At 48.8% G+C, this 13,516-nt stretch carries 10 protein-coding genes; 2 read left to right on the plus strand and 8 right to left on the minus strand.

Going from position 1 to position 13,516, the window contains the following annotated elements; translation table 11 throughout:
- Positions 1-35 precede the first annotated feature (35 nt).
- The 6 genes from FYJ45_RS01045 to FYJ45_RS01070 form a co-directional block, all read right to left on the minus strand.
- Positions 36-1,730 carry an extracellular solute-binding protein gene (locus tag FYJ45_RS01045; RefSeq protein WP_154463056.1) on the minus strand — a complete coding sequence of 565 codons (1,695 nt, stop codon included), beginning with the start codon at positions 1,728-1,730 and terminating at the stop codon, positions 36-38.
- 221 nt (positions 1,731-1,951) lie between these two features.
- Entirely contained in the window at positions 1,952-4,240 is a 2,289-nt protein-coding gene (locus FYJ45_RS01050; RefSeq protein ID WP_154463057.1) for a helix-turn-helix domain-containing protein, read from the minus strand.
- A 260-nt stretch (positions 4,241-4,500) separates the two neighbouring features.
- Positions 4,501-6,120, minus strand: coding sequence for an alginate lyase family protein (locus tag FYJ45_RS01055; protein ID WP_154463058.1), 1,620 nt, complete (start codon positions 6,118-6,120; stop codon positions 4,501-4,503).
- Between the two features lie 76 nt (positions 6,121-6,196).
- A complete protein-coding gene (locus FYJ45_RS01060) occupies positions 6,197-7,375 on the minus strand; it encodes a glycoside hydrolase family 88 protein (protein ID WP_154463059.1) in 1,179 nt (392 codons plus the stop codon).
- A 198-nt stretch (positions 7,376-7,573) separates the two neighbouring features.
- Positions 7,574-8,704, minus strand: coding sequence for a Gfo/Idh/MocA family protein (locus tag FYJ45_RS01065; protein ID WP_154463060.1), 1,131 nt, complete (start codon positions 8,702-8,704; stop codon positions 7,574-7,576).
- Positions 8,705-8,826: 122 nt separating this feature from the next.
- Positions 8,827-9,921: a GGDEF domain-containing protein gene (locus FYJ45_RS01070; RefSeq protein ID WP_154463061.1), complete on the minus strand. Its 1,095-nt coding sequence runs from the start codon at positions 9,919-9,921 to the stop codon at positions 8,827-8,829.
- A 238-nt stretch (positions 9,922-10,159) separates the two neighbouring features.
- On the opposite strand from FYJ45_RS01070, the gene FYJ45_RS01075 reads away from it, so the two are divergent.
- Positions 10,160-10,957 carry a LytR/AlgR family response regulator transcription factor gene (locus tag FYJ45_RS01075; protein ID WP_154463062.1) on the plus strand — a complete coding sequence of 266 codons (798 nt, stop codon included), beginning with the start codon at positions 10,160-10,162 and terminating at the stop codon, positions 10,955-10,957.
- Between the two features lie 134 nt (positions 10,958-11,091).
- Here the strand turns inward: FYJ45_RS01075 and FYJ45_RS01080 are convergent, their stop codons facing one another.
- Positions 11,092-11,877, minus strand: coding sequence for a serine hydrolase domain-containing protein (locus tag FYJ45_RS01080; protein WP_154463063.1), 786 nt, complete (start codon positions 11,875-11,877; stop codon positions 11,092-11,094).
- A 381-nt stretch (positions 11,878-12,258) separates the two neighbouring features.
- Here FYJ45_RS01080 and FYJ45_RS01085 point away from each other — a divergent pair, with 381 nt between their 5' ends.
- Complete coding sequence (locus tag FYJ45_RS01085; RefSeq protein ID WP_154463064.1) at positions 12,259-12,714, plus strand: hypothetical protein; 456 nt, start codon at positions 12,259-12,261, stop codon at positions 12,712-12,714.
- On the opposite strand, the gene FYJ45_RS01090 is transcribed toward FYJ45_RS01085, so the two are convergent.
- Entirely contained in the window at positions 12,711-13,505 is a 795-nt protein-coding gene (locus tag FYJ45_RS01090; protein ID WP_235930467.1) for a nucleotidyltransferase domain-containing protein, read from the minus strand. The genes FYJ45_RS01085 and FYJ45_RS01090 overlap by 4 nt on opposite strands.
- Positions 13,506-13,516 lie beyond the last annotated feature (11 nt).

The raw sequence follows: 13,516 nt of genomic DNA on the forward strand, positions 1-13,516 counted from the left end.
TGTTCCGGAATCAACCGGCGTTTTCTTGCTTCAGATTATCTTGCATTGTAGCGTTCCAGAGCCGCATTTTCGATTTCAAGCGCTCTGTCAAGCTTCATGCCGTTCAATGTTTCAATGTAGTTATCCCAATTGTCGAAGCTTTCCGTACCGAAGATGAACTTTAAGGACATTTCAGCAACATAGGTTCCCAGTTCGTTGGTAATGGTAGCAAGCTCCTTGGATTCATCCTGTGTGGGAGTGATGTTGGGAACGGTGTGCTTTCTTGCATCCGGAACAGCCCATACGCTGGGGCATTCCTTTACGGTAGGAAGCTGCAGGTACTGCTCAAGGTAGTTCAGATCCTGAATGAAAGGTCCGTTGTAGTTAGCGCGGATGTATTTTGCCAGGGACTGTGCAAGCGGCCAGCCGTCCGGGTTGTTGGTAACAACGTCCGTATATTCTGCCTTGCCGTCCTTCATTTCATAGGAAACGCCTTCAATACCGAAGTTGAACAGGTTATGGCCTGCTTCGGAATAACCGTAATCCAGGAATTTTGCAGCCAGTTCCACGTTCTTGCAGCTGGATGTAATTGCAGCGGCAACATCAGGGAACTGATTTTCCACATAGCCGTATTCCGGTGTTGCTCCCTTTTCCGTGGTAGGGGTGGGGGTTGCAACCAAGGTGTATTCAGGATTGGTCTGCTGTGCGCTGGTCATGAACAGCTGCATACGGCTTGCTGCCCAGCCTACGGATGCGCCGGCCTTGTCACTTGTCATCTTCGCAGTTACCTGATCACCGTTCAGGGTTGCGATATCCCTGTCGATCAGGCCTTCTTCATACCACTGGTTCAGTGTCATCAGATATTCCTTGTAGCCCTCCTGAGCGGGAGCAAAGGCAACCTTACCTTCATCGTCCAGAATGAACTGTGTGCCGTTTGCGGTACCAACCTTAAATGCAAATGCAATGGGGTTGGAATCCTTGAAGTTTGTCCAGTCAAAGCAAAGAGGAGCTTCCGCACCTTTTTTCTCTTTGAATGCGGTCAGGACTTCATGCCACTCGTCAACGGTGGTGGGAACCTCCAGGCCAAGCTCATCCAACCAGTCCTGACGGATAAAGCCGCCTACAGTATAGCAGAGCTTATCCTCGCCGCGGATGAAAGGGAATGCAAAGTAATTTCCGTCATCCGTCTTGATCATCTTGTCAACCTCAGGATTTTCTGCCAGATACTTTTTAATGTTTGGGCAGTACTGGTCAAAGATATCGTTCAAAGGAATAATTACGCCGTCCTTGATTGCCTTTTCCGGTCCGCCGGGATACTGCTTCACCCACTGCCATTCCATAATATCAGGAAGGCTTCCGTCCGCAACAATCAGGTTGAACTGTTCTTTTTCCTGCCCGGACGCCGGATGCTGGAATTCTACCGTAACACCGGTCTGCTCCTGCCATGCCTTGCCCAGTTCTGTTTCTCCTAAATTAGTAAAGTTAGCGGATACGTTGGGATTGAGCTGAAGCCAGTAGGTAAGGGTTCCTCCCTCAGCAAGGGGATATGTAACCTCTGCAGGCGCAGCCGCCTCTTCTGCATCCGAACCGCCTGCTGTCGTTTCCGCAGCTTCATTTGCATTAGAGGTTTCCTTCACCTGTCCTCCTGCATCGGTGCTCTCCCCTGCGGAGCTGCCGCAGCCTGCCAGCAAAGACGCCGCCGTCAGTGCCGCTGTCAGTAATGCAACCGGCTTTTTTAGATTTCTTCTCATAAAACTTCCTCCTTCATAATGTTTTTAAGATATTTGCTATCTTAATTTTCGAAAGAACATGGCCTTTATGCTATTTATGCATCTTGCATGTCTTTTTGTTCATTTTAAATATATCTATATACATTTTATATAGACAAAATATAAAAAAGATTGACAAAATCGAATGATCTTATCAACCTTTATTGATGATTTATCAAATCTATCTGCTTTTTCAGAAAAAACTACCTGCCGCTTTTCAGCTGTCCGGGCGTGGCGCCTGTAAATTTCTTGAAAGTTCTGATAAAAGTGGAGCTGTCGCGGAAACCAACCCGCTCCGCCGCCTCCACAACGCTGATTCCTTCCGCCAGAAGCCTCTCCGCTTCATCAATACGGGTCTGATTGATAAACTTCAAAAGGCTGTCCCCTGTGCATTTTTTGTAAATTGAAGACAGATAGGCGGGCGTCATATGGAAATACAGCCCTGTCTGGGATATATTCAGGTCGGGATTGCTGAAATTTTCCTGGATATATTCCTGTATTTTCTGGCACAGCTGCTGGTTCTGGCTGTATCCGCTGCCCTGTACTTCAGGGGTACGGCATAATTCTTCCACTGCTGCGGAAAATTTGTCCTTGATTTTATCCAGCGGAAGCTTGATGGATATTTCATTCAGGCCAAGCTCCTTATCGGAAGGCTCTCCTACCTCCTGGGCGGCCTTCATCAGAGTACCGATTAAATCATATAAAAGGTATTTGAACATTTCAGGGGATGCTTTGATTTCCAGGAAATTCACATCCAGTATTTTATTTATATAGGATACGGCAAGCTGGCTGTTGTGGTTTTTCACCGCCGAGATGATGCGTTCCTCCTGCTCGGTGGGATAATCGTACTTTTTATGGGAGCTGTTGCGGATTTCCCGGTAGCTGATGAAGTCTGGATCCAGCACGGACACGAATTCCTCCGCTTCCTTTGCCTCCAGCCAGGACAGATGCACTCCTTCCAGCCCATTGTGGGGTTCTCCCGCCAGGACGGCCACGCGGAAATTAAAATTGTCATAAATAAACTTCTGCATGGCATCTACAATTTCCGCCAGGCGCTCCTCATAGGCCGTATCTTCTTTCCCCAGGCTTAAAATCATGGCTACCATATCTCCCAGCTCCACCTTTTCCAGCCGGAAGCTTTCCGACAGCCCTTCCCCGAAAACATTGCCTATGATAAATTTACGCAGGCTGTTTTTCTGTATGTATTCCTCCTGGCTGTCTCCCCGGTTCGGAGCATCCTTTACCAGGAACAGCAGGACCAGGTTCCTTCCCTCCCTGAATTGTCTGCAGATAAGCTCGCGGTCCGGCGTGTCCCCGCTTTCATCATAGGCATTGATCAGCAGATCCGTCAGGTAATACTGCTTCACCACCTCCTGGCTCCTGCTCACCAGCTGTTTGAAATCTGAGCATTCCTCCAGAAGCAGCATCGCTTTCTCCTTCAGATACAGATATTCATTATCAACATATGCGCCTTCCTCCTCATCATGTTTCCTGAATACCTCAAGAAGCACCTTCAGAGGGTTATAATTGATTTTCATCATACGGGATGCCGCCCAGAAGCCGGTAAGCAGGCAGACAAAAATACCCACGACAAAAATATTCTTCATTTTGCTCGCCGAACCGCTGATCAGCTTCTCCGGCATCAGAAGGACATATTTCCAGTCAAATACATCGGAAAAAACAGTTCTTATGATATAAGTCTCGCCCTTCCATTCCGTTTTCTGGTCCCCACCCTGTTCCAGATTATCATAGCTGATCGCAATATCGCTGTATTCCTCCGGACTGTTCATAATCTGGCCTTCCCGGTTGATGATCATCCAGTCCAGCCCGGACTCCCAGGCCGCCAGCTCAATGCTGCTGTTGAGCGCTTCCATATCCAGCCACATTCCTATCATGGCGGAGGATTCCCCAAAGTCTCCCTTCAGGTTCGTCATAGTCAGAAGCAAGGCTGGCCTTCCTCCCGTCCATTTACTGTCCATCCGGATGGAATCCCGGAAATGGTATTCGGACAGGTGGTTTTTCAGCCTGTCCCGGGCCGCCGTCTCTCCCTCTTCAAAACAGTACAGCTCACAGTACATGGAAAAATCCATATTGCCGAAGGAAGAAACCACCTTATCGCTGTTCTTAAAGTAAACCATGATATCCTTGCAGAAGCTTCCGTTTTTATTGATTGAGACCTGCAGATCCGAAAGCTCGTTCTGCAGCTGGTAGAGCTGGTAGGAATTATCAGAACGGAACTCCCCGCGCACGGCGGACAGCTGCTGCACATTTTTATTCAGGGCCAACTGGAACAACGCATTTTCATAATAGCCCAGCTCCCTGTCACAGGTATTCTTTACCGTCTGGATAAGGCTTCGGTTAGAGGCATCCGCCTGATCCTTTGCTACACGATATGCATAAAAATAAAACAGGATCCCCATAGTAATCGGAATTAAAAAGATGAATGCATATGATAAATAAAGCTGCCGGTAAGCTTTTCCGTTCTTTCTCATTTCGCTTACTTCCTTCCACACGCCTTAGATTTTTTTACCGCAATGGCATTCTGACGATATATAATTGATTTTATCACAAAACTCTTACTGAAAACAGTACAAATGTAATTATTTCCCATACCATTGTCCAAGCCGGGCAACAGCCCGGACGGGGCTGAACTGCTGCGGGCATCCGGCCATGTAAGTCGTTTTTTATTCCCGCCCATAAAAAAGAGGCTTATGCAAGCCCTTTTTTATCTTCCATACCCCATGTCACATTTTCAGACATGAAGTACTTCTCCTCCGTAAACCCGTTCTCCCTCTTTTACGCCGGTTACATCGAAAACACACACATTTCCGGCGCCAAAGCAGTTATCTGCAATAACGGCATCCGAACCATGGAAAACCTCATTGTGACACAGAATCACCACATAACTTCTGTCTCCCACCGTAATTTTTACCGCCTGCGCTTCATCATCCGCAAGCTTCACCTGGCGGGTATGGCTGCGGACCTCCAGAAGCTCTGCCCTGGCAGGTTCCGTCAGGGCGTCTCCGCCGTTTATGACCGTAATCATGCTGGCAAAGCCTTCTTTTTTCAGTCTGGCCGTCAGGCAGCTGTTTTCTTCCCATTGGTTATAGTGCCGGGAGGTAATGCCCGTCCCCTGTTCCAACACAGTCCCTTCCGTAAGGAAACGGAAATATGCCGCGTTCTTTTTCCCACGGAAGGCCGCCATGCTGCCGTCTGTCTGAAGCCATCCTTCCGGCGCAAAATGGAAAAACTGCCTGTATTCATGCTCTCCCGCTGCGTAAAACTGATCGTTAATCAGGTATATGTCCGGTTTTATCCAGATAACGCGGCGGTTTACGAAAATTCCCTCCGATATGTAGCCCAGGTGGCCGCCCTGCACAAAATCAGCTGTTTTTCCGAAACGAAAGCTTCTGTTCACAGGAAGAGACAGCTTCTCCGTCTCCCAGGAATCCGCAAAAGTCGTGAAGGATTTTCCATCCACCGTTGTTGTATTGTGCCCCGGATTGTCCTTCAGGGTGAAACGGATGGGCACATTCATATAGGTTGATCTGCCGCCGTCCACCAGGACATCCTCGCCGTTTATCACCAGATCCACATGCAGCTTGTCCCCATGGCAGTGGCCCGTGCTCATGGCCCCGCAGGTAAAATGAAGCAGATTGGCATCCTTTTCCCAGCTTTCACGAAGATAATAATTCCCGCTGTCCTTAAGGGCCGCCGAAGTAAAATCAGGCGGCAGGCAGGCAAGGGCGTCATAGCCGGCGACGGCTCCGTACCCGAAATCCCATGCGCTTTCATAATCCAGCCGCGGGAAGCCTGAATATTTCAAAACCGGGTCCTTGAAAAGCCATGCGCCCATGGTGATCTTGTCCCTCAAATCCGTATCGTCGGAATCTCCCTGGGTAAACTGGCAGCCATCCGGCTTTTTCCATATGACATTGGCCAGCGCCATGCGGTGCACCGCATCCTCCATGGCCGGATCCAGCCGTATGCCGTTGGCTTTTGCCAGGTAAATCACGCAGCAAAGGCAGTGATATACTTCGTTATGGTACATGGGCGACTGCTCCCACTGGCTGCCGTCTTCATAAACCTGCACCTTAACCGACTCCCGGATACGCTTAAGCGCCAGAGCCGCCCAGCGTCCGGTTTCCTCCGTTTGAGGCAGCCCCATGGCAATTTCAAACAGGCCGCTGTTCTCCAGGACACACCAGTTGCTCTGCAGCCTGGCATCCCCGCCCTTTTCCACCAGCCTTTGTGCATGGAGGCGCAGGCAGGCTGCAAAACGTTCCAGAAAATCCTCCGTTATCAGGCTGCTGTCCTTAAAATAGCGGATAGCCTTCGTCCACGTCTCTCCCCGCAGCCCGGTTTCCAGCATGCGCCAGGGTCCGATTCGGGAGGCCGAAAGCGCGCCGCCTTCAGCCCGTTGTCCTTTCTGTCCCCGCAGTACGCAATCAATACCAGTAAGGTTCCCAGTCGCGGGAAAGCCTGGTAAGCGCTTCCATGTAAAAATAGTCGCCCCAAATCACACATTCATCCACGCCATTGTTGGGGCAGGTGTTGTAGGGAGAGCTTTTTGCATAGGTTCCGTGAAACAGCAGTCCGTTGGACTGTGCAGGATCGGTAACCGCACATTCCATTACCAGCGCATACAGAAGCCGTCTGGCCATTCCCGTATAGTAAGCCGCCTTTTCTTCCGGCAGATATTTGCTCATTTCCAGCATGCCGCAGGCCGCAATCGCCGCCGCAGAGGAATCCCTGGGCTCCTCGCTGCCGTCGCAGAAGTCAAAATCCCAATAAGGGACCATGTCCTTGGGCAGATGCTCCAGGAAATAATCTGTTACCTTGCAGAAAATATCGGCATATTCATCATCCCGCAGGAATTTGTAGGCAAGCGCGGAGCCGTAGATGCCCCAGGCCTGTCCTCTGGCCCAGACGGAGCCGTCGCGGTAGCCCTGATGGGTAACTCCCTTTTTCGGTTCACCCGTATTCACATCAAAGAAAAAGGTATGATATGTGGAATGATCCTTTCTGATGATATTCTTCATTGCAGTCTTGATATGTGCTTCCGCTTTTTTTGCATATTCTCCGTTTCCGGTCACTTCTCCGGCCCAGAACAGAAGCGGCATGTTCAGCAGGCAGTCAATGATCAGACGGTAATTGTTCTCGTCTCCCAGCGTCCCCCATGCCTGGAAGAACTGGCCTTTTTCATGAAAGCGGGTCATAAGATTGTCGGCAGCCATGATCGCCGCTTCCTTTCCGGTCTCATTTCCGGTAAGCTTGTAAGCAGCCACGCAGGAGGGACAGTATAAAAAGCCCATATCGTGATGGTTTACGCCGTCCTTTTCCTTTATTCTCCTGTAAAAATCCTGCACCTCAATCTCTGCGGTTTTCTTCAAAGCTTCATCGCCTGTCTTTTCATAAGCCAGCCACACCTCGCCGGTCCAGAAGCCTGGCGTCCACTCATAATTGCTTCCCGGCTGGTAAAAATGATTTACGCTGGCGGACGGCGGAAATTTTTCCGTGAACTCGGCTGTGGCCGTTTTGATCAGCTCCGCCGCTTTGTCATACGCGGCCTTCAGCATCCCCTCATCAATCTCTTTGTGCTGCAGTAATTCTTCCCTTGTCTGCATAATACCTCTCCTCCTTTTTCCATATCCGTCCCGGCAGCCTGAGCCGGGCGGGACAGTCCATACATTTATTATAGTAATTATGCGGCAAAAAGTATATCGACAAAACTTCAGATTCGGTTTGCATAATTTCGATTCCGGACAGAACTTAGCCCGAAGCTGCCGGGAGGCTTACCGGATATATGTCTTTTGGGACAAGGTTTAATCCAGGCTGAAGACGCCGTTTAAGGCTTCCGGTTTTAACGGCCTTGGGCGTTCACAGGAGGAATGAATTTCACAGAAGGAACCTGTTTCGCTGCTCTTCATGATTGCCGTAATGATTTCAAGCACATGATAAGCCATTTCCTTCCCCGCGCGGCAGGGCCTTCCTGCCCGGATGGCATGGGCCATTTCTGCAGGGCCGATTCCTCTGGAATTATCCGAAAAGCCGAATATGTCAGGAAGGCTCTGCGGTTTGGGAGGATTTGCAAAATCAAAGGAGGCCGGGAGATATAAAACCTCGCCGCCGAACTGGTTCGGATCGGGAAGCCTGAGAATTCCCCTGGTTCCGTAGATGGTAATTCCCGCCTGTTCAAAAATAATGCTGTCCCCGTTCAACTGGAAGGTGCCGGTAAAGCCGTCCGAAAAATCCAGCACTGCGGATACCTGGCTTTCATTTTTATGAATCATTTCTTTCCCGAAATCAGGACTGGACGGATTGCAGTTTGTACGCAGCGGATAGGGATTGCGGACAATGCCGCAGGCCCGCCTGACGCTTCCCAGTATGCTCACAAGCGCGGTCAGGTAATATACGCCGTAATCGTAACAGATTCCTCCGCCAGGCATGAGAAGGAAGGAACTGATGCTGCACAGGAAATTCAGATCCCGGTTAGCCGCCACGGTGCAGGAGGTGATTTCCCCGATCAGGCCGTCATCAATCGCCTTCCTGGCGGTTTGGAAGGACGAACCAAGAAAGGTATCCGGCGCAGAACCAAGGTACAGGCCTTTTTCCTCCGAAAGCCTGACCAGCTCCGCGGCCTCCTCCAGGCTGACGGTCATGCTCTTTTCCGTGTATATATGTTTTCCTGCCTCAAGAGCCTTTTTGATAATTTCATAGTGCGCCGGGGCCGGGGTAAGATTAACAATCAGTTCAATGGACTCGTCCGCCAGGATTTCCTCATAGGTAGAGGCCTTTATTCCGTACTGCTGCGCTTTCCGGGCGGCATGCTCCGGATTTCTCGCACAGCAGGCCGCAACCTCCAGAATATCAAAGCGGTTTATCATATTGGTGAGATAGATATCGCTGATCGCTCCGCAGCCTACCACGGCGGTTTTCATGGTTTTTTCATTCATAGGTGTATTTCCTTTCTTAATTGCAGCTGTTTTGTTTCTTCGCAGCTTCTGTTCTTATTATGGAAAAGTATAACACACCTCTCTGCGCTCCGCCATGAATTTTCCCGTCCTTTCCCCATTCCTTAATCAGCCTTTTTTCGGTGTTTTTTCATTTCATACATCTTTTCATCCGCCGCATGGAGAAGGTCGGAAACGGAACAGAATGGCAGCTTCTGCGCATCGGCAATTCCGTAGCTGACAACGGGACAGATTTTTTTATCCGGCCACAGGAAAAACTGAGCCAGCCTTTTATTAACCTCCTGCATCAACAATTCAGCTTCCTCTTCGTTTCTGTCCGGAAACAGGACAAGAAATTCATCTCCTCCCAGCCTGCTCACATTTTTTCTTTCAAACAGTTCCAGCAGCACTCTTGCTACCGCCGTGAGATAGCGGTCTCCTTCCTGATGCCCCAAAGTATCATTTACATATTTCAGCCCATCCAGATCGATCATGCATACACAAAGCTTTTTCTTTTCCTTCAGCGCCCTCTGGAGCGCCAGCAATCCGTACCTGCGGCTTGACGTATTGGTCAGTACATCCGTATAGGCCTCGCTTTTCAGCTCGCCAATGTCCCGATTGGTCTGTTCCAGCAGCTGTTCCAGTTCTCTGGACTTTGTCTCATATACCTCCAGAATGCTCATTTTAACCGCATGGATGAAGGAAGTATAAAATGCGCCGAATAAAAGAACCGAAGTGACCACGAAAAAAAGAAGCATCAGCCCGGTGTACGGGTTTCCGTCGAAAGCAATGCTTAAAATAAACAGATATGCATCAATAAGCAGCTGGGATGTGGTAGTAAAATAGAGCTGGTTCCTGTTGCTGATTAATTTCTGTATGGCATCCTGGGAAATGGTCCTTCGGAAAACCTCCAGGGATATGGTAGACGCCAGGGCCACCAGCAATATCAGCGCAACCGAAAGGCTGTTCTGAAAAGCCAGCAGAAAATAAAGCAAAAGCAGACTGTACAGGAATATATAAACAACAATCATGGGAATGCCGGAAAATACCACCATCCAAAGCACCGCCAACGCGGCCGCGGGAACCATGATACCACGGCCCCTGGTAAAAACAGGCATGCCAAGAATTTCCCGGGAATATCTGCATGCCTTAAAGCCATATATGATAAACGCAGCGTAGGAAGCCAGGACGAAACCCCAGTATTTACATAACTGTACCAAGCTCTTCCCCTCCTGTTCATAATCATTTACCCTATCTTATTCGAAAGTGCATAATAAGTGAATGAACGGGAAATCTTTGCCGGATAACGGTTATTTAAGCGCAATTGGAAATTATTATTCGAAATCGGATTTTCATTGCACGGATCAGCATAAAAATAAAATTTCGCATTTACATAATATGGAATAGCGCATTATAATAACATTGACCGTTATATGGAAATAAGGAAGGAATTATTGTATGAAGTACCAGAGATTTAAAGAGCAGGATATCATAGATAAAACACAGGATATGATACGTCTGCTGGTAAGCAGACAGTCTGATTCCTTTATGAAGCAGCTGGACGGAAGCTTTGTCCTGATTGGGGATTACGATCCCTTACTTATACAGAATGGCCCAGGGCTTGTAAGCCCGGGGCCGCTCAGCCCGGACCTGCTCAGTCCGGAGCCGGAAGTCAGCGAGGCAATATCCCAGGAAGAATACGCCGTTGTTTCCCATGAACGCTGTCTGTGGGTAATCTGCGGCTGTTTTTCCATTACGGCTTACATGGACGGCCGGTTGCTGTCCGCCTCGAAAATAGTGTTTACCTTTGTCTGGAGGCAGGCCGGGGAAAGGCTTCTTCTGGTTCATGCGAACATGTCCCACAGCAGGCCCCAGGCAAGGAATAACAGCGGTCTGGCAGATGCCGGAAAAAGCATTGTAAACGTACCGGCGCAGCCTCTGTCCGCCGAACCCGAAACCAAAATGTCCCTCAGGGATTTGAACGGGAAAATACATTATATCTTTCCGGCAGAAATCCTCTATATTAAATCAGACAACAAAATCTGCCACATCTTTACGGCGGAATCCGCATTTCCGGTCCGCATAACGCTGCACAGGCTGTACCGCCCTCCCTTTCTGCTGATTCACCGAAGCTATCTGGTGAACAGAAATTATGTCCGTGAAATCTGCCGTTACCAGGCAACCCTTCTGAACGGGATCCAGATTCCCATCGGAAAGGAAAAGTATATGGAGATAAAAAAGGCTCTCAGCTGCTGAGGAAGGCGTTGGGGAACTGTGGAGGAGCAGACTGCCCCTCCCTTTTTATGTCCTGATAACCAGCACGGCGTCCGTGCCGTCCTCTCTCTCGGGCGGCCGGGCTTATTTCCTATTATTTCCATATACCCTCCGATTCACCCTTCGGCCCCACAGAACAATGGCTTAACATCCTTATCAATAAATTCCGTAATATCTTTGGCAGTGGGCTTAAACAGTGCGGCAATGGAAACCACCATCTTATCCGCAGGATTAACATAAATGATATTCCCGCTGTTTCCCATGGCGGCATAACCATTTAATATACCAGTCCACCACAGATATCCGTAAGACAATTTTTCCTTCTCCCAACGGCTGTGTTCCGCCGTGCTCTCCGCCACCCATTCCTCTGATACAATCTGTCTGCCTTCCCATTTCCCGCCGTCCAGATACAGCTGTCCGATCTTTGCCATGTCCACAGCGGTGAGCGTAAGCCCCCAGCCCGCCGTATTATGTCCTTTTTCGTCCGCAACCCAGCCGCTGGCACAATTCTTTTTTATAAATGCCACGTGCTCCTGCGGAGTATATAAAACAATGTTGGAAGCAACGGCAATATGAAGCGGTTCAAATAAAGCCTCCCTGGCAAAATCAAGCACCGGCTGCCCCGTTGCATTGGCAAGGAGCCCTGATAAAATATCCGGCCCTATCATTTCCATATACCGGAATTCACCCGCCGGCTTCCTTCCTCCCAGTAAATCAAGGGCCGCCAATATGGAAACAATGCTCTTTGTCACCGAAAATACATGGATGGTATCATCGGCCCCACAGCCGTTAAAATAATTTTCATATACCGTCCTGCCGTCTTTCAGAACCACCATGCCCGCAATATTGCCATGCTCCTTTTGAATTTTTTTCTCCAATGCCGTTATCTTTTCTTCATTCATATATCAATCCTCTGTAACCGCCCGGCGCCGGGCAGTTAATTCCTTCTTTCATTTAATGTACCTATCGTCTAATTACTATCTCATATCCTGCCTGAATTTTTGTCCCGGCATAAATGCCATAGACTTCCTCCTTCCCTGTTTTGAAGGATATCCTTAAAAAGAAGATAAATCGATAAGAAATCAAAATCAATACGTATTAGTAATAAATTTTATATTTTTTATTTTCTTCTTGACACTCCCATTATGTCTGAGTCTATACTTTAACTGTGGAGTGATAGTGCATACAGCTGTTAATCCATTCCGGCGGCTTTCCCGCCTGTCAAAAAAAGAACCTGCTTCCCCTTACATCCCACTAATATAACCTACTAAAGGAGAAAAAATATGACTGAATGCCCGGAATGCTACAGCAACAAAAAAAGAGCAACCCCGCTGCAAAACCCACGGGACTGCCTGGAAAATCATCTGCAATACATCTGCGGTACCTGCGGCAGATGCATTTGCATCAACAAAGCGGGAAAAAACGGCTTGCAAAGATGGAATTTCCCCTTTCAATCAGCGGAAACAGCAAAGCTCTACCTGCGGACAGCAGATGCCACCGAAAAAACAAATTGCGGCATATACGAAATCACAGCTTCCAATGGAAGGAAATCCTTTAAGATTTTCAAAGATGAATTTACATTGAAGGAATATCTGGAAAAGAACAGGGGAAAATCCTGTACTGCAATGCGGCCCGTTTACAGAAGGCCTGAATACAGAGAATTTCCCCATACAGAAATCAGAAGGCTCACGGCAGCCGAAGCTGAAGCATATATCAAAGAACAGTCAACGGGCGTTTAGAAGCCCTGGGCGGAACAAACTTTCTGCAGCTCCTTTACCATCCTGCACAGATATTCTTCCCCCTGCCCGTCAAACATATGGGTGAAAAGCCCCTCCAGGTTCTCTTCAAAGCAGGCAGGCAGGATATGGCACTGTTCCATACAAAGCCGCATCAGCCGTTTTTCACCGGGATGCGTCATTTCGTTCAATGCAAAAATAACATCAAAGTAGCTTTCCAGAAATGCGGCCGTCCTGTGGTTGATGCTTACCAGATCCCTTCTTTGCCGCGCTTTTTTTATCTGCATGTCATAGGAGGGCAGGACGCCGTTCATCAGCTTCATATTCCGCTGCACAATATTCCTTTTCAGCTCCCGGGGATATTCCACATCAAAGTCTTTCTTCAGCCCGGTCAGGCGGCCGGTGCCGTCATATAGAATCCTGCAGGTTTTCAGATTATGCCACATACAGGTGGTATAACCGTTGGAAGCATTCCCTTCCTGCACCACCCAGCGGATACCCGCCGCGAAATCCTCCAGCCTCCGGTAAATAATATCCAAATCCACCCCATTTCCCAGGGTGCAGTTATCCTCCATCTCCCAGTAATGATTGTTGATTTCCATAACCGGACAAAATTCACCCAGTAATTTTTCCCGCTCACAGGCCGGGAATTCTCCCTGCAGATAAACATATACATCATAATCGGATTTTTCATCCGCTTTTCCTGTTGCCCGGGATCCGCCGAGCGCAATCGCTTCCACAGCGGGGCATCCGGCCAGCTTTTCCCAAAGCCGGTTTACATCTATTTCCGACATATTTACTCCCA

The organism is Eisenbergiella porci, from assembly GCF_009696275.1.
Lineage (GTDB): Bacteria > Bacillota > Clostridia > Lachnospirales > Lachnospiraceae > Eisenbergiella > Eisenbergiella porci.

Bases quoted from the DNA above. Each gene is read 5' to 3' on its own strand.
- FYJ45_RS01075 (WP_154463062.1), top strand. From the start codon at position 10,160: ATGAAGTACCAGAGATTTAAAGAGCAGGATATCATAGATAAAACACAG.
- FYJ45_RS01045 (WP_154463056.1), bottom strand. From the start codon at position 1,730: ATGAGAAGAAATCTAAAAAAGCCGGTTGCATTACTGACAGCGGCACTG.
- FYJ45_RS01085 (WP_154463064.1), top strand. From the start codon at position 12,259: ATGACTGAATGCCCGGAATGCTACAGCAACAAAAAAAGAGCAACCCCG.
- FYJ45_RS01065 (WP_154463060.1), bottom strand. From the start codon at position 8,704: ATGAATGAAAAAACCATGAAAACCGCCGTGGTAGGCTGCGGAGCGATC.
- FYJ45_RS01050 (WP_154463057.1), bottom strand. From the start codon at position 4,240: ATGAGAAAGAACGGAAAAGCTTACCGGCAGCTTTATTTATCATATGCA.
- FYJ45_RS01080 (WP_154463063.1), bottom strand. From the start codon at position 11,877: ATGAATGAAGAAAAGATAACGGCATTGGAGAAAAAAATTCAAAAGGAG.
- FYJ45_RS01060 (WP_154463059.1), bottom strand. From the start codon at position 7,375: ATGCAGACAAGGGAAGAATTACTGCAGCACAAAGAGATTGATGAGGGG.
- FYJ45_RS01055 (WP_154463058.1), bottom strand. From the start codon at position 6,120: ATGCTGGAAACCGGGCTGCGGGGAGAGACGTGGACGAAGGCTATCCGC.
- FYJ45_RS01090 (WP_235930467.1), bottom strand. From the start codon at position 13,505: ATGTCGGAAATAGATGTAAACCGGCTTTGGGAAAAGCTGGCCGGATGC.